Below are 20385 nucleotides of genomic sequence, written 5' to 3' on the forward strand. Positions count from 1 at the left end.
ACAAGCCCGGCCCAAAGCCTCCCGGTTGCATCAGCAGGGTGTGACCCTAGGCCTTCTCCCCGTGAAGTTGAAGTCCAGCTCAAGTTGAAGGTTTGGTGTCGGAGAACACATATCTAAGAGTTACCCTGAAGCCATGCTTAAGGTTAGGAATTTCTAACAGTTCGAATAGTAGGATCCCTCACGTCTCCTGAAAATCGTCCACAATGAGGCAGGGCTCATAGAATCTGGTGAGGGAGATGGCTTCAACTCGATACCGCCTGGTGCCGGTGCGGCCAGGAGACGGCAGCTTTTATCCAGAGCATCTCTATTTGGCCTTAGAAGCCACCCAACTGGGCTATTGGCAACTGGATTTGCGCACCTGGGAGTTGATTGCCTCTCCCCAATGCAAGGCCAAATACGGGCTGGATCCAAACCAAGGCTTCACCTTAGAAGTGTTTTTGCAGTATGTTCACCCGGAAGATCGCCAAAGGGTGAAAGAAGCTTTGCAGACGGCTGGGCCCAGGGCGGTAGAGGGGGATCCCAACTTTTCGGTGGAATATCGGGTTTACCAGGCCGACGGCCAGATGCGCTGGCAGCTTTCCCAGGGGATTGTGCTCTTGGGGCCGAAAGGGGATCCCGGCGAGATTGTCGGCGTGACCCTGGACATCAGCGAGCGCAAGCAATTAGAGATCACCTTGGCCGAGCGAGAGCGCCACTATCGCCAGCTCCTGGAAGCCCTGCCCGACATGCTGCTTCGTCTGGATCGCCAGGGCCGATGTCTGGAGTTCAAGCCGCCCAGCCATTTTTCTGTCCCCCATCCCCCTGCCTACTACCTGGGCAAAACTCCTGAAGAGCTGTTTCCTGATACCGGTTGCACCGGTGGGGCGGAACCCATAGCCCAAGCCATTCGCGAGCATCTGGAGCTGGCCTTGGCAACCCGGCAAGCTCAAGAGATCGAATACCCCTGCCCAGAGGGATCCCCTCAGCCCCAATATCGCCAGGCCCGCATCGTTCCCTTTGGGGAAGATCAAGTGCTGGTGATCATCAGAAACATCACCCCTCGCAAGCAAGCTGAGCTGAAACTGCAGCGGCAATTGCAGCGAGAAAGACTGTTTAATCAGCTCATTCAGGCCATCAACACCTCTCTGGACTTACCCACCCTATTTGATGTGGCGGTGCGGGAAGTGGGGGCAGTGTTGCAGGCAGCACGAGTTACCCTTTATCAGTACCTGCCCGCTGAGGCCGTGTGGTTGGGCATTGCCAGCCATAGCCGATTTCCTAATTTGCCCAACAATCTGAACCTGCGACTGCCGGATAGCAGGGATTTTATGGTTTTCGATCATTTGAAACGGCTGCAAATTTTTCATGTCCAGGATCCGGAGCAGATTGCCGATCCCTTTGCCATTTATGAGAAGCGAGAATACCAACTGGGCCCTTGGCTGGTGATCCCGGTGGCTTGTCAGGAACAAATGTGGGGCGGGCTATCGCTGCGGCGCCTGACTTCAGATCCGGATTGGCAAACCGATGAGATCGAGTTGGCCAAGGCCATTGGGGATCACCTGGCGGTGGCCATTCAGCAGGCAGAGCTTTATCAAAAGCTGCAACAGACCAATGCCGAATTGGATTACCAAGTACGGGTGCGCAATGCAGAACTCCGGCAAGCCTATGACTACGAAGCTCTGTTGCAGCTTATCACCGAAGAAATTCGATCCACCTTGGACGAACAAAAAATCTTGGAAACGGTGGCCCGAGAATTGGCCCTCAGCTTGAACCTATCCAATTGCGCCATTGCCCTGTATGACCCAGAGCGGCAGGTCAGCGTTTTGGCGGTGGACTATTTGGCCGGAGAAGGGATCCGGCGCTTTCCCCTGGAGATCCCGTTTGCAGATTTTGCCGATGTGCTTCGCCAGCTCCGGCGCGGACAGCTTTGCCACTTCAGCAATCTCCATCACCCCTGCTGGCCCAACCACGACCGCTACACCCTGATCATCGTTCCCATTTGCGACAAAAGGGATCTGACAGCTCAACACGAGGAACTGCTTGTTTTGGGAGATATTTGTGGATCCCGTCCACCGGGGCAGATATTTACCGAGCGGGAACAACGGCTTATCCAACGGGTAGCCGGCCAATGTGCCATCGCCATTCGCCAAGCACGTCTTTATCAAACGATCCAGCGTCAGGTGCAACAGTTGCAGGAGCTCAACCAACTCAAAGATGAGTTTCTGCACATGGTCTCCCATGAAATGCGCACGCCTCTCACCAACATGAAGCTGGCCATTGGGTTTTTATCCAAAGCCAACCTAACCGAGCGGGAAAGGCGCTACTTTCAAATTTTGGAGATGGAGACCAACCGCGAGCTGGAGTTAATCAACGACCTGTTGGAATTGCAAGCCCTCGAATCCGGAAACAAAGCCCTCAGACTTACCTGTTTATCTCCCCAGGAGTGGATCCCCAATCTTTGCGAGCCCTTCCGGCTGCGGGCTGCGCAGCAAGGCCAACAGTTCCAGGTGGAATGGGATCCCGACCTTTGGCCCCTCTGCACGGATGAGAGCTTCTTGTCGCGGGTGGTCAGCGAGCTTTTAAACAATGCGTGTAAGTACACCCCCACTGGGGAAAGCATCTATTTGAGTGTGAGCCAGGCTAACTCCAATGGCCGTCCCGGCTGGCTGATCACGGTGCGCAATACAGGGGTGGAAATTCCTGCAGAAGCGTTGCCCCGCCTTTTTGAAAAGTTCTATCGCCTCCCCCAGTTGGATTGCCGCAACGCCGGGGGAACGGGCTTGGGTCTATCGCTGGTTCAAAAGGCAGTGGAGCTGATGGGCGGATCCCTGCGGGTAGAAAGCCACTCTCGGCAGGTGATGGTTCAGATGTGGTGCCCCCATCAGGGCAGCTTGTCGGAAACCCCAAGCAAGGCTTAGAGGGCAAGGCCAGCGCCTTGCGCAGGACTCGAACCTGCAACCATCGACTTAGAAGGTCGGTGCTCTATCCATTGAGCTAGCAAGGCCGAAGAAAAGGGTGCAGAGCCATTATATCCCCGACCAAGTTCCCAATCCCCAACCCTGCCCACCTGCCTCTGGCTTGGATTTCCGCAGTGTTGCTTGGGCAAATTGCGCGGTTTGCCTTAGGGAGCCAGGGCGGGATCCCATGTGACCGAGCTTTCCCGGCGCAGACCCGGCCAAAATGGGTTTTGAGGTGTTGAACATCGGGATCCCCATGCCATTGCTCCCTGATCCTGGCTCAGTTGGGCGAAAGAAAGCTTCTTCCGGCACTCAATCCCTGTCTCCGGCAGCCAAGCGCCTGTTGCGCCTCTATCACGGTGGTAGCTTCATCTTTCTGGGCCTGCTGTGGCTGGTAGTCGGGATCCCTAGCCTTTGGGCTTTGCGAGCGGATATAGCCCGCCTGTGGGATTACTTTACTTGGACGGGCCTGCGATATGCCTTGTTTCACCGCCCAGGATGGCCGACTTTGGGGTTGTTGCTCTGTGTCAGCTTCACGATGGGGATCCTGATTGCCCAAAGCCGCTATGAGCTGTTCGGCCTGTATCCGGTGGAGCGTCTCATGCTGGAGCAGCAATCCCGCTGGATCCTATCCTTGCCGGTGTGGCATCCGCTGCGGCGCTGGTTGGTGCGCAGGTTGGATACTCAAGATTAGGTTTTGGCTGCTACTTGGGATCCCTGCCGGCATTGAGGCAAAATCTCGTTTGCGTGCGGCTGAAATCCCGCACAAGCACCACTTCCGAAGCAGCAGGAGAAGTCAATCACGCCCACCCAAAGCCTCAGCCTGGGATTTTTCCGAGGAAGCCACAGATAGCTTCACAATTCGGGCCAGCCGAGCCTTACGACGAGCGGCTGTGTTTTTGTGCAGAACGCCGGTTTTGGCAGCTTTATCAATGCGGCTGAAAGCAGCACTCATCGCCGCCTGGATTTCCTGCAGAGTTTCTTGCTGTGGGTTGGCAGCGTAGGCAGCCGAGAGGGAGATCACTTTCTTCATCAGAGCGCGCACCATTGCTTTGGTGGCTTTGTTGCGCAGCCGATTCCGCTCTGCGATCTGAACGCGCTTGATGGCAGATTTGATGCGTGGCATGGTTGAAAGGGAAGTTTCGGCGAAGATCCAGCATACCATCAGAGCTGGAAGCTCCACCAGTTCCTGTTGCTCTCTGATGAGATCCCCATGTTTCAAGATTGCAGCTCGCAGATCCGCTTCAACCCACCTGCCCTTTTCTATGGGGTTGCCGCCTGCGATTTGGATCGGGATGGGGCCTTTGAGCTGTTCGTGTGCGGGTTCCGTGGCTCGAATCGGGTCTTGAAGTGGGATGGGCAAGCCCTGGTGGATCAAGCAGACGACACCCTGGCCGATGCAGGGCGCATGGCAATTGGGGTGGCTGCTGCCGACTTTGACGGGGACGGGCAGGAAGAACTTTATGTCTTGAACACCGATACCTTCGGCGGGCGCAAGCGCTTTGGGGATCGCCTCTTCGACTGGCAGGGATCCGCCTGGGTGGATCTGTTCTCCCTGCCGCAAAACCAAGATGCCCTCAACTTGACGGCAGGTCGCTCTGTAGCCTGTGTGGATCGTCTCGGCCAGGGGCGCTATGGATTTTTCGTGGCCAACTACGGCGGCCCCATGCGCCTGTATGAGCTGGCCTCCAACCAGATGATCGCCGATGTAGCGCCGGAAGCGGGATTGAATCGGGTGACGGGCGGGCGGGGTCTGGTGGCCTTGCCCTTGGTCTCGCAGCGGATGGACATTTTTGCCGTCAATGAGCAGGGACCTAACTTTCTGTTTCGCAACCGGGGAGATGGCACCTTTGAAGAGATTGCCGCTGAGGTGGGCCTGGCGGATCCGGACGAGCACGGACGTGGCGTGGCGGCGGTGGATCTGGATGGGGATGGACGGCTGGATTTGCTCTACGGCAACTGGGAAGGCCCCCATCGCCTCTGGATCCAGACCCCCAGCGGTTTTTTTAAGGATGTAGCCCCCCCTGAGCTGGCCAGGCCCTCTCGCATTCGCACGGTCATTGCTGCCGACTTCGACAACGACGGCTACCCAGAGCTGTTTTTCAACAACATCGGCGAGCCCAACCGCCTGTTTGCTTGGCGCTCCGGCCGTTGGCAGGCCATTGACATTGGAGATGCTGCCGAGCCGCAGGGATTGGGGACAGGAGCAGCGGTGGCCGATGTGGATGGGGACGGTCGTCTAGAATTGTTGATTGCCCATGGGGAGTCTGGCGCCCAGCCTCTCAGCTTCTATCGCCCTCAGGCCAATGCCAACAACTGGCTGAGGGTTCTGCCCCTCACCCGCCAGGGAGCCCCGGCCCGCGGCGCGTTGGTAAGGCTGCTCACCTCCACCCGTACCCAGATCCAGGCCATCGACGCCGGCAGCGGCTACCTCTGTCAGATGGAGCCGGTGGCCCACTTTGGCCTGGGATCCGAAACAGGGGTCAAGGAAATCCAGATCCAGTGGCCGGATGGGAAACAGTTGCAGGTGGCCCACCCACCGGTCAACCAGCTTTTGCGGATCCCTTATCCCCGCTAGCCGCCAATCTGAGACATGGTGCGCCGGTAGGATCCCTGGCTGCCGGTGTCCCGCCCTTTGAAGTTGATATCCGGCTTGATGTCCAGCAGTTCTCGCACCTGCTGTCTTAGCCTTTCGGCAGGGATCCCAGCTCGCAGCGGATCCCGCAGGTTGATTTGGCCGGATTCGTTGAGCAGGCAAGGGCGCAGCCAACCGTCGCTGGATAGCCGCATGCGGTTGCATCGATCACAAAAGCACTCCGACATCTGGCTGATAAAGCCCAAGGTGCCTTTTGCCCCCGGGATTCGAAACACATCCGCCGGCCCATTGCCGGCCACAAACCCAGGTTCCAGGCCAAAGCGAGCGCGAATTCGCTGTCGCAGCACCTCAGACTCCACCCAGCCGGCCTGCTGAAAGAGGGCGGCATTGCCAATGGGCATAAACTCGATGAAGCGCACATGCCATTGTCGCTCCAGAGTAAGGGCAGCCAGATCTTCCACTTCCGATTCGTTGAGCCCAGGGATCACCACCACATTCAACTTGAGGGGATCAAACCCCACTTGGTGGGCAACTTGGATCCCGGCCCAGACCTGCTGCCAGCGATCCCGCCCTGTGATCAGCCGAAAGGTCTCGGGGTTGAGGGAATCGAAGCTGATGTTGATGCGGCGCAGCCCCGCTTCATAGAGGAGTTGGGCCTTTTGGCTGAGGTTGAAGCCGTTGGTGGTAAGGGACACATCTCTCACCCCAGGCAGGCTGCACAGGGCCCGGATGAGATACTCCAGCCCCGGCCTCAGCAGGGGTTCGCCGCCGGTGAGGCGAAAGCAATCGATCCCCAAGGGCAAAAACACCTCTTGAACCAGCGTAAGGATTTCCTCATCAGTCAAGCGCTCTGGGGCTTGCAGCCAGGCCAACTCTGCCTCGTCGGGCATGCAGTACTGGCAGCGGAAATTGCAGCGATCGATCAAGCTGATGCGCAGATAGTTGACGGTCGGCATGGCAAGCTGGGCCAGGAAAAAAATGGCAACCTTTCCCCTCAAGGGCACTTTCCGTCGCTTTTGGAAAACCTCCCAGAGTCTTCATCCGTGAAGGCAGCGAGAACCGTCTTGAGATTTTAGCTGGCGGGGGCAACACCTCCAGTTTGCAGGATACTGCGAGGATTGAGGTGCAAATCTCTACCCAGATTCATTGCAGTGCTTCGCGTGCAGCAGGGGTGGTGAAGCAGCGAGCCAGCAGAAAGAACAATCCCTCCATCTCCGCTGGCTGCTCAGCCTATGGCTTTTGTGTGATGACCGACAAAGGCGCACCGCCACAGGAAGGCAGGCAGCAGGTGGTGATACACAACGCGCCCATCACAACCCTGACCATGAGTCCACCCTCAAGGCGCAGGGTGCTGGGCAAGCCTATGGTGGAGGCCGGTCATGGGCAGTTCCTGAACTCGGCGCTGCCCTGGGTTGGGTTCAAGCGGGGCAAGGCTGGAGCCAGAGAGAGGGCGGCAGGCACCTCTCAGGAGTGTCCGGCGTGGGGTGAGGCGCTGAGAACCCGCTGGTATGAGTGCTCTTGTGGCTGTTGGCTGCCCAGGGATGTTGCCGGTGGGATGGTGCTGCGGGATCGGGTTGGGGAGCGCGGTGAGGTGCTCGCCAGGGGGACGAAGTCCTCAAAGGCCCCTGGAGAGGTTCTGGCGGGGATGTCCTCTAGGGCATCGGGTCAAGACTCGGTGAAGGGGGAATCTCCTGCTACTTGCTTTGCGTTAGCGGGATGAGCGTCAAAACTGGGCTTGGATGCGGTCAAACAAGGCCCCATCGGCAAAAAAGCGGTTTTGGACAACCTCCCAGCCTCCCAGGTCGGCGACGGTAACCAGCTTCTCAACAGGAGGGTACCGCCAGGCAAACTCTTGGGCCACCGTCGGCTCCACCGGGCGAAAGCCCACCTCGGCAAAGGCCCGCTGCGCTTCTGGGGTGAATAGGTAGTCCACAAAGGCTTCGGCCACGGCACGGGTACCTTTGCGATCCACATTGGCATCCACCACGGCTACGGGGTTGTCGATGGAAATGTTGGGGTCGGGCACCACATAGGACAGGGATTGGCCGCGCAAGCCCGCCAGGATCACCTCATGTTCGTAGGTAATCAGGGCATCCCCTTGCCCTTTCTGGAAAAAAACATCGGTGGCCTCCCGCGAGTCCCGCGGCAAAATACGGACATTTTTGTAGACCTGGGTGGTGAAGGCCAGGGCCTGAGGTTCAGGGACAGCGCTCCAGAGGGCTAAAAAGTTCCAGCGAGCCCCCCCTGAGGTTTTGGGGTTGGCGGTAACCACCTGCAAGCCTGGCCGAGCCAGATCCGGCCAAGAGCGGATCCCCTGGGGGTTGCCTTCCCGCGTCACAATCACCGCCACCGAGCGGGTGACGATCCCTTGGTTGGGGGTGCGGGCTTCCCACCCCGGCTGAATGAGACCGGCAGCCACGATGCGCTCCACATCCAGGGCCAGAGCCAAGGCCACCACATCGGCATCCAGCCCGTCGATGACCGCCCGCGATTGCGTTGCTGAGCCGCCGTAGCTGCTTTCTACGCGCACCCGTTGCCCCGTTTTCGCCAGCCAATCGGCCTCAAAAGCAGGGATGATCTGCCGGTAGGCATCCCGCGTCACCGCAAAAGAAGCGAGGAGGATCCTGACTTCCCCCTGCAATCCCCCCCCTCGGCCACAGCCGCCAAGGCCAAGCAGAAGGCAGAGCAGCAGGGATCCCATCCCCAGCCACCGTCCCCCGCTCGCCAGCAGCCTCTGGATCCCGCCTGTCTTTGTAACCTCCATAGCCGTCCTCAAAACCTCGGGCCGCCCTCGCCCCCAGCCTCTCTCCGACAGAGGGGCTCCGCTTGCTGTAGGCGGAAGGAGCAGGCCCTTGTTCCTATTCTACGGTAAGCCGGTCGGCAAACCGTTTTTATTTAAGGATCCCTAGGCAGGACAGGGGGTGGGGATCGCCGCATCGACAGCGAGATCCAGCGTGGCCTTGAGAATGCCAGGATCCTCTGGAGAAGGGCGCAACTGAAACCCCAGCCGCTGACACAGGCGGCGCATCGCCTCGTTTTCGCAAAGAACCTCGCCGGTGAGGTGCTGGATCCCTTCGCAGCGGGCCACCTGAATGAGGCGGGTCAACAGCTCTGTGCCAATCCCTTGCCGTTGGTAGGGATCCGCCACCAGCATGGCAAACTCTGCTTCTTGGGGAAAGCCATGTTTTCTGGAGAGGCGGCTGATGCCGAGGATTAAGGACTTCGTCCCGCTGGCGCGGTTGGCTTTTGGCTCCTGTTTTTCGGCCACCAGGGCGATCTCGCGGTCGTAGTCGTTAAAGCAAATGCGGGTGAGGCGCTCATGGGCGATACGGGCGCTGTATTTGATCGGGTGGAAGTAGCGCAGATAGACGCTGTAATCAGAGACGTGGCGGTGAAAATCGATCACCAGAGGCTCATCTTCGGGGCGGATGGGGCGGATGGTGATGCCGTCCCGGAAGGGCCAGATGTACTGGGTGGGGTAGGGGCGGATGGCCAAAGGCACCTGGGGATCCTGCTCCGTTCGCAAAATAACGCGGGCATCGAGGGCCACCAACCCCTTGGCAGAAGCCAGCAGCGGGTTGATGTCAATTTCTCGGATGTCCTGCTGTTCGGCCACCAGTTGGCTAAAACGCACCAAGAGCTGTTCTAGGGCCTCCAGATCGACGGCTGGGCGTCCCCGCACCCCCTTGAGGGCTTTGTAGATGAGGGTGTTTTCCATCAGACGCCGGGCCAAGGTGGTGTTGAGGGGGGGAAGGCCGATGGAGCGATCTTGAAACACCTCCACCAGTTGTCCGCCACTGCCAAACAGCAACACCGGCCCAAATTGGGGATCCTGGCTGCTGCCCAAGATCAGCTCGTAGCCATCCGTGCCCACCAAAGGACTTTGTCCCGCTGCCACAAAGGGCTGCACCGTGACCCCCTGGAAGTGCTCGGGCCCCGCTTTTTCGGTAACGTTGCGGTAAATTTGCCCAAAAGCCCGCCGCACCGCCTCGGCATCGGGCAGGTTGAGCTGCACGCCACCCACCTCGGTCTTGTGGGTGAGGGTGTGGGAGTAGAGTTTCACCACCACCGGGTAGCCCATAGCCTCGGCAGCTTCCACCGCCGCTTCGGGACTCTCAGCCACCCGCGTCGGCACCACCGGGATCCCGTAGGCGGCCAGGATCTCTTTGGACTCCGCCTCGGTTAGAAGCGTTCGACCTTCCCGCCGAGCTTGGCTAAAGGTTTGCTGCACCTTGTCGCGCTCTACCGCTGTTGAAGGGGGCAGAGTGGGGGTCTCGTAGAGGGCCTTGAGGTTGTAGCTAAATCGCCACAAATAGCCGAACACCCGCGCCGCTTGATCCGGGTAGCGATAGGTAGGGATCCCGGCCTGGTTGAGGATCTGCTCGCCGACATCCACGCCAGCTCCCCCCATCCAACTGGCCAGAATGGGCTGCCGGGATCCACTGCGCCGCCAGGTCTCCACCACTTTCTCGGCAGTGGCCGTGGGATCCGTCATGGCTTGGGGGGTGAGGATGACCAGGCAACCCTGGCTGCCGGGATCTTGCAACACCACTTCCAAAACTTGGGCAAAGCGCTCCGGATCGGCATCCCCCAAAATGTCAATGGGATTGCCGTGGCTCCAGTGGGGGGGCAAGATCCGCTCAAGCTGCTCCAGGGTTTGGGGAGAAAGCTCGGCCAGGGATCCCCCGGCGCGAATGAGGGCATCGGTGGCCAGCACCCCTGGCCCGCCGGCATTGGTGAGGATGGTCAGGTGAGGGCCCTGAGGACGGGGCTGTTTGGCCAGCACCTCCGCCAGGTCGAAGAGATCTTCAATGTGATCCACCCGCAGCACGCCGCAACGGCGGAAGGCCGCATCCAAAACCGCATCGCTGCCAGTAAGGGATCCCGTGTGGGAAGCCGCTGCCTGGGCCGCCGCTTGGGTGCGTCCGGCCTTGATGGCAATAATGGGCTTGCTCAGGGCCACTTCGCGGGCCGCCGACAAAAAAGAGCGAGCATCCCCGATGGATTCCATGTATAGGACGATGCTATGGGTGTGGGGATCCTCGCCCAGGTAGTCAATCAGATCTCCCCAGCCCACATCCAGCATGGATCCCAGAGAGATAAAGGCACTGAAGCCCACATTTTCCTGCAGGCTCCAGTCCAGGATCGAGGTGCACAGGGCCCCACTTTGGCTGATGAAGCCCACATTGCCGGGCCGGGCCATCTGGGCAGCAAAGGTGGCGTTTAAGCCCGTGTGGGGGTTTTGGATCCCTAGGCAGTTGGGGCCAATCAAGCGCAGCTTCCCAAGGACTCCGTCCCGCTGACGCGATTGGATAGTCTGCTGAATTTGCTTCTCCAGCTCCCAGCCAGCAGGGCCCGTTTCCTTGAAGCCTGCTGAAAGAACAATGGCGCCCTTGACCCCGGCTTCTACGCACTCCTGCACCACCTTGGGCACCCCCGCTGCCGGAATGGCGATAATGGCCAGATCCACCGGCTCCGGCAGAGCGGACAGCCGCTCGTAGGCCCGGATCCCCAACACCTGGTGCCGCTTGGGATTGACCGGGTAAACCGTGCCGCCAAAGGGGTGGCTAATGAGGTTCCACAACACCGTCCGCCCCACGCTGCCCTCCCGCTCCGTGGCCCCCACCACCGCCACCGAACGGGGCAGAAAAATGGGATTCAGGGGATGGGATCGGGCCCTCCAGATATCCACACTGGGATCCAGTCGTTGCCACATACCCTACTCCTTAGGCCAACACTGGTTCCGGCTGGTGGTAGAGGGCAGAATCCACCCGGCAGCCCCGATAGGCCAAAACGTACAGCTCCTTCATGTCTTGAATGAGGGGATAGCGGGGGTTGGCGCCGGTGCATTGGTCGTCAAAGGCTTGCTCCGCCATCGCCTCCAGACGGTCGTAAAACTCCCGCTCTTTCTCCCCCAGGGCCTCGCGAATGGTGGCCGGGATCCCCAGTTTCCGCTTGAGTTCTTCGATGGCCTCGATGAGGCGCATGACCTTTTCATCGTCAGAGGACTCCGCCCCGCCCAACTGCAGGTAATCGGCAATTTCAGCGTAGCGGTGCTTGGCGTTGGGATAGCGGTATTGGGGAAAAATGGCCTGCTTAAAGGGGGCGTCGGTGGCGTTGTAGCGGATGACGTGGGTAATCATCAGGGCATTGGCCAGGCCGTGGGGCAGATGGAAGGTGGATCCCAGCTTGTGGGCCAGGGAGTGGCACACCCCCAAAAAGGCGTTGGCAAAGGCCATGCCGGCAATGGTGGCGGCGTAGTGGACTTTTTCCCGCGCTTCGGGATCCTCGGCGCCCTTCTCGTAGGCCCGCGGCAGGTAGGTCATCAGGAGCTTGATGGCCTGCAGGGCCAGCCCATCGGTAAAGTCGCTGGCCATCACCGACACATAGGCTTCCAGAGCATGGGTGAGGGCATCGATGCCGCCGTAAGCCGTTAGCTTCTTGGGCATCTTTAAGGTGAGATCCGGATCCACAATGGCCATGGTGGGGGTGAGGGCGTAGTCCGCCAGGGGGTATTTGATCCCCACCCGGTCATCGGTCACTACGGCAAAGGGCGTCACCTCGGATCCCGTGCCGGAAGTGGTGGGGATGCAGATGAGCTGAGCTTTTTGCCCCAGTGGCGGCAGCTCGTAAACCCGCTTGCGGATGTCCATAAAGCGCATCGCCAAGCCATCAAACTCCACCTGGGGCTGCTCGTACATCAGCCACATCACCTTGGCCGCATCCATCGGGGATCCCCCGCCGACCGCGATGATCACATCCGGTTGAAACTGGCGCAACTGCTCCAGACCGCGATTGACGTTGCTGAGGGTGGGATCCGGCTCTACATCGTGGTACACATCCCAGCTCACGCGAATCTCATCCAAAACCTGGGTGATGGGATGCAACATGCCCAGTTCAAAGAGCGGCTTATCGGTCACCAAAAAGGCGCGTTTTTTGCCGGCCAATTCCCGCAGAGCAATGGGTAGACATCCGGGCTTGAAGTAAATCTTGGGCGGGATCCGAAACCAGAGCATGTTTTCCCGGCGTTGGGTCACGGTTTTGAGGTTGAGCAGGTGATGCGGCCCCACATTGTCGGAGACAGAGTTGCCCCCCCAAGTGCCACAGCCCAAGGTCAGAGAGGGATCCAGCTTGAAGTTGTAGAGATCCCCGATTGCCCCCTGGGAAGAGGGAGTATTGATCAACACTCGCGCCGTTTGTAGGGCATTCTCAAAGTAGGCAATATCGTCTCGATTGGCGGGATCTGTGTACAAAACAGAGGTATGCCCCCTGCCCCCGAAATTGACCAGTTGAACGGCCACTTCCACAGCAGCGTGAAAATCCTTGGCTCGGTAGAGGGCCAGAACAGGGGCCAATTTTTCGTAGGAGAAGGGCTCCTCCGGCCCCACCTTCTCCACTTCCCCAATCAGCAGTTTGGTGCCTTCGGGTACCTGGATACCGGCCAGGGCAGCGATGGTCTGCACCGACTGGCCCACAATGGCCGGATTGAGGCGACCGTCTTTGAGAAGGATGCGGCGCACTGCTTCGGTTTGTTCCAGATCCAAAATGTAGGCCCCCCGATGGCGAAACTCGGCCTTGACCTGCTCGTAGATGGCATCCACCACCACCACTGCCTGTTCTGAGGCACAGATCATGCCGTTGTCGAAGGTCTTGCTCAACAGAATCGAGCTGACGGCTGTGGGGATGTCGGCACTGGCATCGATCACTGCCGGGGTATTGCCCGCTCCCACCCCCAAAGACGGGTGGCCCGAAGAATAGGCCGCTTTGACCATGCCAGGCCCGCCGGTAGCCAAGATCAGCTTCACCTCAGGATGCTGCATTAAGGCCTGAGAAAGCTCGATGGTGGGCTCGTCGATCCAGCCGATCAACCCCACAGGAGCGCCCGCTGCCTCGGCAGCTTCTCTGACCACTTTGGCCGCGGCAATGGTGCATTGTTTAGCCCGCGGGTGGGGAGAAAAGATAATGCCGTTGCGGGTTTTTAGGGTGATCAGAGCCTTGAAAATGGTCGTCGAGGTAGGGTTGGTTACCGGCACAATACCTGCCAAAAGACCCACCGGTTCAGCAATTCTCTCGTAGCCAAAACTCTCATCCCGCTCGATGACTCCACAGGTCTTTTCGTGTTTGTATTTGTTGTAAATGTATTCTGAGGCAAAGTGATTTTTGATCACCTTGTCTTCCACAATGCCCATGCCGGTTTCCTGTACCGCCAGCTTGGCCAACGGGATCCGTTCGTTGTTGGCAGCCAGAGCGGCTTTGTGAAAAATCCGGTCTACCTGTTCTTGGGTGAAAGTTGCATATTCAGCTTGGGCAGCCTTCACCTGCTGGATCAAGGTTTCCAGCTCGGCTAGATTGGTTACTGGCATCGGTGGATCCCTCCAAAACCTCATCAAGACTTAGACAATGGGAATAATCGACAATCAGATATTTGGCTGAAATCGCTGCGTAACCGATTGCGTCAGCAGGACGGAGTCCTTATAGCAAGCTAGACGCCAACAGGAGCAGGAACTTGGATTTCGGTGGTCAAGGTGGGGGGATGGGTAAGCGTATTGTGAATGATGCAGGCATCAACTGTTTTTTCCAGACCCTTTTGATGCCTTTCGTCCAGCGGGATCCCGATTTTGACTTGGATGCGAATGTTGTCTAGGCGAGCCGGATGCTCAACTTTCTCCGCCGTGACCACCACAGCCAACCCACTGGGATCCAACTGTCGCGCTTCCAGATATTTGACGGCATAAAAACCAACACAGGCACCCAGAGAAGCCAAAAACCATTCCGGCGGCGTCATTCCCTGATCTCGACCGTGGTTGTCCAAAGGCTGATCGCTGAGAATGCGGTGCCCTCGACTTTCTGCTTGAAACTGAACGCCATCGCGGTAGGTGACGCAAACTTCCATTGGGGATCCCTCCTCTTAGGGTATTCTTCAGTTCATTGGGAGTCGGCAAAGCTAACCTGGGGATCAACTTGGATTCCGGTCAACTCAGGGCTGGTCTGGAGATGGTTCAGAGGTCTTTGAGATCAACTGGGGATCCCTTCGGATCTGAGCATGACCTGGCTATGCTGACCCAAGCTGAAACTGCAGAACGGTCAAACAGCCACCAATCCATGGGCACGAAAGATCTGTAAGGCATGATTCACCTGTTCGGGTGTGGGTGGATTGACATCGGCGAGGGTGTAAGGCAATCCCAATTGCTGCCATTTGTATTCCCCCATCTTGTGAAAGGGCAAAACTTCTACCCGCTCAACGTTAGAAAGCGTCGCCACAAACTGAGCCAAACCCTTTATGTTTTCTTCGGGATCTGTCAGCCCCGGAACAAGTACAAAACGAATCCAGGTGGGCTTGTGGATCTGGTCTAAATAGCGGGCCAGATTAAGAGTGGGTTCTAGCGAAACACCGGTGACCTTTCGATACAGCTCCGGCAGATAAGACTTGATATCGAGCAACACCAAATCTGTATGATCCAACACAGGTTTTGCCGCTTCCAGTTGAACATAGCCAGAGGTATCCAAAGCCGTGTGCAAGCCCAACTCATGGCAGCGACGGAAGATCTCGGCCACGAAGTCAGGTTGCAGCAAAGGCTCTCCCCCGGTAACCGTAACTCCCCCCGCTCGCAAGTAATTCCTGTAGCGTTGGATCTCGGCAATCAAAGACTCAACCGTAACAAGCTGTCCCGCCTGCGGATCCCGACAGTCGGGGTTGTGGCAATACAAACAGCGAAGTGGACAACCCTGTGTAAAAATTACGAAGCGGATTCCTGGCCCATCGACGGTGCCACAGGTTTCCACCGAGTGAATGCGCCCAGCAATTGACGTCATGGTTTTCATCGAAAAAAACTGGGTCTGAAACCCCGCCCTTAAGGCCTACGGCCCGCTGACGCGACAGGGCGGCTTTATTTGTTGTTTCCACAATAGAACCTCCAAGAACAAAAACTCAGAGGTATTACGTCTTGTTTCCTTGCAGATTGAGTTAGCCTTTTCCCGGTTTTGATCCACCACCTCGCTCGACTAGGCGTAGTCGGCATCAACGGCTTTTGGTTGCAATCGACTATAGGCACGAACATACGGTAAGTCTCCTTGCGGAGTGTATACATCCCTTCGCCACTAACCAACGTAGAAGTAGCAAACTAGGGAAGCATTTGCTACGTACTGCGGACTGCCACGTCCAGTTGGTTTAGCTCCCTTCAAACGCCCCCCGTTACTGGGTTGCTTGGGCAGGCTAGTCTTTCGTTACCCTTGGGGTTTCAGGCTGGCTGGGCCTTACTCCCACAAGCCCCCCGCTTCGGCTGGGGGTACTTGACAACGGTATCCATACTTCACTTCTATCCTGGATGACTTTTGCAAAATATCAACCAATCTTGAGGTTTTCTTCCAAATTGCTACCTTGGGTTAAATAGAACACAGTTTCCATTTCCCTTTAGATGAGGTCGGGGCTAGATTTTTTAGATCCCGCGTAGCTCAAGCCGATGGGTTACGTGGGCCCTGCACAGAAGTATCCACCGCGATGCCGTGCAGGCGGTGGGCCTTGGGATCGAAATCCTTCGGGAAATGGGTATAGGCATCGACATCTGCGTGATCCAGCAGGGCGCCTTCTAAGAGGGCCTCTCGAAAATCGCTGCCAAAGAGGAGACATCCCCGCAGATCGGCTCCCAATAGGTTGGCTCCGCTGAAGTCGGCAAAACTGAGATCGCACCCCCGCAAATTAGCCCCCGCCAAGTTGGCTCCGCCGAAGTCGGCATAGCTGAGATCGGCACCGGCCAAATGGATCCCCTGCAGGTTAGCCCCTTGCAAATCGATCTCCCGAAAATCGCGCCGTCCTGAGGCATACTGGCTGACCAGATCCGCAGCGCTACAAACAGTCATGATCATCGGGCCTCCTCGGTTATCGATGGGGGATCCCTTCCCTCGACCCTGGTGTGGGCGGACTTCAGGGATCCCCGGCCTTGTTTTTAGCAGTGTTGATGGAACGTGCGGTTAACGACATCCAGTTGCTGCTCGCGGGTGAGCTTGATGAAGTTCACCGCATAGCCGGAAACCCGGATGGTGAGCTGGGGATAGAGTTCGGGATGCTCCATGGCATCCAGCAGCGTTTCGCGGTTGAAGACGTTCACATTTAGGTGAAAGCCCCCATCCCGCACATAGCCATCCAGCAGCCCCACCAAGTTGGTGACCCGCTCCTCTTCGGTGCGGCCTAGAGCGGCGGGCACAATAGAAAAGGTATTGGAGATCCCATCCAGAGCGTCGGCATAGGGCAGCTTGGCCACCGAAGCTAGCGACGCCACCGCTCCTTTGCTATCCCGGCCATGCATGGGGTTGGCCCCTGGGGCAAAGGGTTCGCCCGCTCGCCGCCCATCGGGAGTATTGCCGGTTTTCTTGCCGTAGACCACGTTGGAGGTGATGGTGAGGATGGACTGGGTGGGCACCGCATTGCGGTAGGTCTTGTGCTTGCGCAGCTCCGCCATGAAGGTCTGCACCAGTTGCACCGCAATGGAGTCAACTCGGTCGTCGTTGTTGCCGTATTTGGGGAAGTCGCCCTCCACCGCGTAATCCACCACTAGGCCCCGCTCATCCCGGATGGCCCGTACCCGCGCGTATTTGATGGCAGACAGGGAGTCGGCAGTTACCGACAGGCCGGCCAGCCCAAAGGCCATCGTGCGCAGGATGTCCCGGTCGTGCAGGGCCATCTCCAGGCGCTCGTAGCAGTACTTGTCGTGCATGTAGTGGATGATGTTCATGGTGTTGACGTAGGTTTTGGCCAGCCAGGCCATCATCTGCGCCATGCGCGGCCACACCTCGTCGTAGTCCAGGACATCGGCGGTGATGGGGGCGAAAGCAGGAGCCACCTGCTCGCCGGAGATCTCATCCCGACCGCCGTTGATGGCATAGAGCAGGCACTTGGCCAAGTTCACCCGCGCTCCAAAAAACTGCATCTGCTTGCCGATGCGCATGGCCGACACACAGCAGGCGATGCCGTAGTCATCCCCCCAGTAGGGGCGCATCAAGTCGTCGTTTTCGTACTGGATGGAGCTGGTTTCAATGGAGACCTTGGCGCAGTAGCGCTTGAAGGCTTCCGGCAGCCGCTCCGACCAGAGCACGGTCAAGTTGGGCTCGGGCGCTGGGCCAAGGTTGTAGAGGGTATGCAGCATGCGGAAGCTGGTTTTGGTAACCAAAGGCCGCCCATCCAGGCCCATGCCGCCGATGCACTCGGTAACCCAGGTGGGATCCCCGCTGAATAGCTCGTTGTACTCGGGCGTGCGCAAAAACCTGACCATGCGCAGCTTCATAACAAAGTGGTCAATGAGCTCCTGGGCCTCTTCCTCGGTGAGGATCGCGGCCTGCAGATCCCGCTCGATGTAGATGTCCAAGAAGGTGGACACCCGCCCCAAGGACATGGCTGCCCCGTTTTGCTCCTTGACCGCTGCCAAGTAGGCCAGGTACAGCCATTGGATGGCTTCGCGGGCGTTGGCCGCCGGACGGCCCAGGTCAAACCCGTAGCGGGATCCCATCTCTTTCAGCTCTTGCAGGGCTTTGATCTGCTCGGAGAGCTCCTCCCGCAGGCGGATGGTCTCTTCGTCCATCGTGTCCAGGTCTAGGCTGGCTTTTTGGGCCTGCTTGTCTTCGATGAGCCGATCCACCCCGTAGAGGGCCACCCGCCGGTAGTCCCCGATGATGCGACCCCGACCGTAGGCATCCGGCAGGCCGGTGATGATCCCAGAGCGGCGGCAGCGGCGCATCTCTTCGGTGTAGGCATCGAAAACGCCGTCGTTGTGGGTTTTGCGGTACTGGGTGAAGATTTCCTTGGTGCGCGGATCCAGCTCATAGCCATAGGCTTTGAGGGAAGACTCCACCACGCGGATGCCGCCAAAGGGCATGATGGCCCGCTTTAGAGGCTTGTCCGTCTGCAGCCCCACAATCTGTTCCAACTCTGGGTCGATGTAGCCAGGGGCGTGGCTGGTGATGGTAGAGGGAACGGCGGTATCGGCGTCCAGGATCCCTCGCTCTCGCTCCAGAGCCATCAAATCCTTGACCTTGGCCCACAGCCGCTGGGTGCGCTCGGTGGCTGCAGCTAAAAAGGTTTCATCGCCGGTGTAGGGGGTGTAATTCCGTTGAATAAAGTCTCTGACATCGATGCAGCGCTGCCAGGATCCCGGCGCAAAATCGCTCAAAATTCTTTGACCGTCTGCGTTGGATCCCGTCCTTGGTTGCGCCTTCGATTCTGTAGGTGATACTACAGAACGCTGCACACTGGCAACCATAACCATCCTCCCGGCTGTTACGCCTGATAATCTATCGACAAGGCGAGGTGACACCTCGGCAGTTGCCCCACGCAGGCTTAAAAAAGAGCCAAAGAACTACCCAATCTCTGCAAGGCTTCCAGGGATCCTACGAAGGGCTTTTAGCAACTCCTCTGTTTCTTTTTTGGGCGTTCTAAATACACCTCGCCTAATCCAATTTTAGTCCCTTGCGCTCTGAGGATATTTTCGGTCGCGTGGTTTTTTAATCTTATTTTTATCCTATTTTTTAACACTGTCTTAATGCCTTCTTAATGTTGTTTTACGCTTTTCCATCGGCAAATGGCGGGCCTATGCTGAGGTAGGGCGGCCCAGGTCGTCTGTTGCCGTGAGAACGTCAGGATACTCGGCCTTTGCCTTAGCAGTGCCTTGCTCTATGAACCAGTCCAATCGAATCGTCCAAGGGATCCATCACCTGCACTTCTATCTTTGGGATCTGCCCCGTTGGCAGGAACACTTTTGTCAGGTTTGGGGCTTCCGAATGGAAGGACAGCTCGGCAGTACCCTCTGTCTGCGTCAGGGATCCCTGCGCTTGCGCCTATCTCAGCCGGCTCACGCCGGGGATGAGGTGGATCGCTATTTGCAGCAACATTCGCCTGGGGTGGTGGATGTGGCCTTGGCGGTGGAGGAGCAAGAGCTGTTGGGCTTGGCAGAGCTTTTGCAGAGGCGAGGAGCCCAAGTGGAGTGGATCCCGGCAGAAGACGAAGGCTGCCCTGCTCTGTGCCTGCGCACTCCTTATGGACTCAGGCATTCTTTGATCCCCAGCTCAGGGATCCCCGATTCAGCCCCTGCTGAGGAGAACCTGTTTTCCCACTGGGATCACCTGGTATTGAACGTGGAGCAGGGATCCCTGCAGGCGGCAGCGGATTGGTATGGGCAGGTGCTGGGTTGGCGGCCTTTGTATCGCTACAGCATCCGCACCGACAACTCCGGCCTAGAAAGTGTGGTGGTGGGAGATCCTGAAGCAGGGATCCAATTGGCCATCAACGAGCCCACCTGTGCCGCTTCCCAGATTCAAGAGTTTTTGGATGCCCATCGTGGCCCCGGCCTGCAACATGCGGCGTTGCATAGCTCGGATATCGTTGCCGGTGTGCGCCGGCTGCGACAGGGGGGCGTAAACTTTCTGCAGGTGCCGTCGGAGTATTACACAAACCTGGCAAGGGAGCTGGCTTCTGGAGCAATACTCCGTTCTGGTGGGTTGCCCCCCGCCATCTCCTGGCACGACTTGGTGGAGCAGCAGCTCCTTTTGGATGCCACCTTGCCTGCTTCTGATTCCCCACACCCCCCCCTGTTGTTGCAAACCTTCACTCAGCCTCTGTTTGGTCGGCCCACGTTTTTTTTCGAGGTCATCCAACGATTGGGTGGAGCCACAGGCTTTGGCGAAGCCAATTTTCAAGCCCTGTTTGAAGCTCTAGAACGCCAACAGCGACAACGGCAGAAGGCTCGGGCCTGTTAACACCCTCGTCAACGCTCTGGGGATCCGGTGGGAGCACTAGGTTGTGTTGATCTTTCATTTGAGCCAAAAGAGAGCACTGACGAGATAGAGAAAACTCAAGAAGTTCCTGGC

The 20385-nt window shown here is 58.1% G+C and carries 13 protein-coding genes and 1 tRNA gene; 4 read left to right on the top strand and 10 right to left on the bottom strand.

Going from position 1 to position 20385, the window contains the following annotated elements:
• The first annotated feature begins 236 nt into the window (after positions 1-236).
• A complete protein-coding gene (locus tag NW816_RS05860) occupies positions 237-2897 on the top strand; it encodes an ATP-binding protein (RefSeq protein WP_414408549.1) in 2661 nt (886 codons plus the stop codon).
• 13 nt (positions 2898-2910) lie between these two features.
• Here the strand turns inward: NW816_RS05860 and NW816_RS05865 are convergent.
• A tRNA-Arg gene (locus tag NW816_RS05865) sits at positions 2911-2983 on the bottom strand.
• Between the two features lie 209 nt (positions 2984-3192).
• Between NW816_RS05865 and NW816_RS05870 the strand changes: the two genes are divergently transcribed.
• Complete coding sequence (locus NW816_RS05870) at positions 3193-3630, top strand: hypothetical protein (protein WP_414329770.1); 438 nt, start codon at positions 3193-3195, stop codon at positions 3628-3630.
• A 102-nt stretch (positions 3631-3732) separates the two neighbouring features.
• Here NW816_RS05870 and rpsT read toward each other — a convergent pair whose 3' ends face one another.
• Complete coding sequence (rpsT, locus tag NW816_RS05875; protein ID WP_414355736.1) at positions 3733-4062, bottom strand: 30S ribosomal protein S20; 330 nt, start codon at positions 4060-4062, stop codon at positions 3733-3735.
• 87 nt (positions 4063-4149) lie between these two features.
• Here rpsT and NW816_RS05880 point away from each other — a divergent pair, with 87 nt between their 5' ends.
• Complete coding sequence (locus NW816_RS05880) at positions 4150-5514, top strand: CRTAC1 family protein (RefSeq protein WP_414408550.1); 1365 nt, start codon at positions 4150-4152, stop codon at positions 5512-5514.
• On the opposite strand, the gene moaA is transcribed toward NW816_RS05880, so the two are convergent.
• The 8 genes from moaA to pflB all read right to left on the bottom strand — a co-directional run bounded on the left by moaA (position 5511) and on the right by pflB (position 18782).
• Complete coding sequence (gene moaA, locus NW816_RS05885) at positions 5511-6488, bottom strand: GTP 3',8-cyclase MoaA (protein WP_414375005.1); 978 nt, start codon at positions 6486-6488, stop codon at positions 5511-5513. The two genes, NW816_RS05880 and moaA, sit on opposite strands and share 4 nt — an antisense overlap.
• A 767-nt stretch (positions 6489-7255) precedes the next feature.
• Entirely contained in the window at positions 7256-8296 is a 1041-nt protein-coding gene (locus NW816_RS05890; protein ID WP_414408551.1) for a sulfate ABC transporter substrate-binding protein, read from the bottom strand.
• A gap of 141 nt (positions 8297-8437) precedes the next feature.
• On the bottom strand, positions 8438-11248 hold the full coding sequence (locus NW816_RS05895; RefSeq protein WP_414408552.1) for a GNAT family N-acetyltransferase: 2811 nt from the start codon (positions 11246-11248) through the stop codon (positions 8438-8440).
• Positions 11249-11258: 10 nt separating this feature from the next.
• Complete coding sequence (gene adhE, locus NW816_RS05900) at positions 11259-13895, bottom strand: bifunctional acetaldehyde-CoA/alcohol dehydrogenase (protein WP_414408553.1); 2637 nt, start codon at positions 13893-13895, stop codon at positions 11259-11261.
• 119 nt (positions 13896-14014) lie between these two features.
• Positions 14015-14425, bottom strand: a complete 411-nt coding sequence (locus tag NW816_RS05905) for an OsmC family protein (RefSeq protein WP_414408554.1) — start codon at positions 14423-14425, stop codon at positions 14015-14017.
• A gap of 191 nt (positions 14426-14616) precedes the next feature.
• Positions 14617-15345 (bottom strand): pyruvate formate-lyase-activating protein, encoded by a 729-nt coding sequence (pflA, locus tag NW816_RS05910; protein WP_414408555.1) that lies wholly within the window; start codon positions 15343-15345, stop codon positions 14617-14619.
• Between the two features lie 639 nt (positions 15346-15984).
• Entirely contained in the window at positions 15985-16395 is a 411-nt protein-coding gene (locus tag NW816_RS05915; protein WP_414408556.1) for a pentapeptide repeat-containing protein, read from the bottom strand.
• A gap of 80 nt (positions 16396-16475) precedes the next feature.
• Complete coding sequence (gene pflB / locus NW816_RS05920) at positions 16476-18782, bottom strand: formate C-acetyltransferase (RefSeq protein WP_414408557.1); 2307 nt, start codon at positions 18780-18782, stop codon at positions 16476-16478.
• A 412-nt stretch (positions 18783-19194) separates the two neighbouring features.
• Here pflB and NW816_RS05925 point away from each other — a divergent pair, with 412 nt between their 5' ends.
• Positions 19195-20274 carry a 4-hydroxyphenylpyruvate dioxygenase family protein gene (locus NW816_RS05925; protein ID WP_414408558.1) on the top strand — a complete coding sequence of 360 codons (1080 nt, stop codon included), beginning with the start codon at positions 19195-19197 and terminating at the stop codon, positions 20272-20274.
• The last annotated feature ends 111 nt before the right edge of the window (positions 20275-20385 follow it).

Origin of the sequence: Synechococcus sp. W55.1, assembly GCF_047461655.1 — a bacterium.
Taxonomy (GTDB): Bacteria; Cyanobacteriota; Cyanobacteriia; order Thermostichales; family Thermostichaceae; genus Thermostichus.

Coding starts and splice junctions, on each gene's coding strand:
- NW816_RS05860 (WP_414408549.1), top strand. CDS start 237: ATGGCTTCAACTCGATACCGCCTGGTGCCGGTGCGGCCAGGAGACGGC.
- NW816_RS05895 (WP_414408552.1), bottom strand. CDS start 11,248: ATGTGGCAACGACTGGATCCCAGTGTGGATATCTGGAGGGCCCGATCC.
- NW816_RS05880 (WP_414408550.1), top strand. CDS start 4,150: ATGTTTCAAGATTGCAGCTCGCAGATCCGCTTCAACCCACCTGCCCTT.
- NW816_RS05905 (WP_414408554.1), bottom strand. CDS start 14,425: ATGGAAGTTTGCGTCACCTACCGCGATGGCGTTCAGTTTCAAGCAGAA.
- rpsT (WP_414355736.1), bottom strand. CDS start 4,062: ATGCCACGCATCAAATCTGCCATCAAGCGCGTTCAGATCGCAGAGCGG.
- NW816_RS05870 (WP_414329770.1), top strand. CDS start 3,193: ATGCCATTGCTCCCTGATCCTGGCTCAGTTGGGCGAAAGAAAGCTTCT.
- pflA (WP_414408555.1), bottom strand. CDS start 15,345: ATGACGTCAATTGCTGGGCGCATTCACTCGGTGGAAACCTGTGGCACC.
- moaA (WP_414375005.1), bottom strand. CDS start 6,488: ATGCCGACCGTCAACTATCTGCGCATCAGCTTGATCGATCGCTGCAAT.
- NW816_RS05925 (WP_414408558.1), top strand. CDS start 19,195: ATGAACCAGTCCAATCGAATCGTCCAAGGGATCCATCACCTGCACTTC.
- NW816_RS05890 (WP_414408551.1), bottom strand. CDS start 8,296: ATGGAGGTTACAAAGACAGGCGGGATCCAGAGGCTGCTGGCGAGCGGG.
- pflB (WP_414408557.1), bottom strand. CDS start 18,782: ATGGTTGCCAGTGTGCAGCGTTCTGTAGTATCACCTACAGAATCGAAG.
- NW816_RS05915 (WP_414408556.1), bottom strand. CDS start 16,395: ATGATCATGACTGTTTGTAGCGCTGCGGATCTGGTCAGCCAGTATGCC.
- adhE (WP_414408553.1), bottom strand. CDS start 13,895: ATGCCAGTAACCAATCTAGCCGAGCTGGAAACCTTGATCCAGCAGGTG.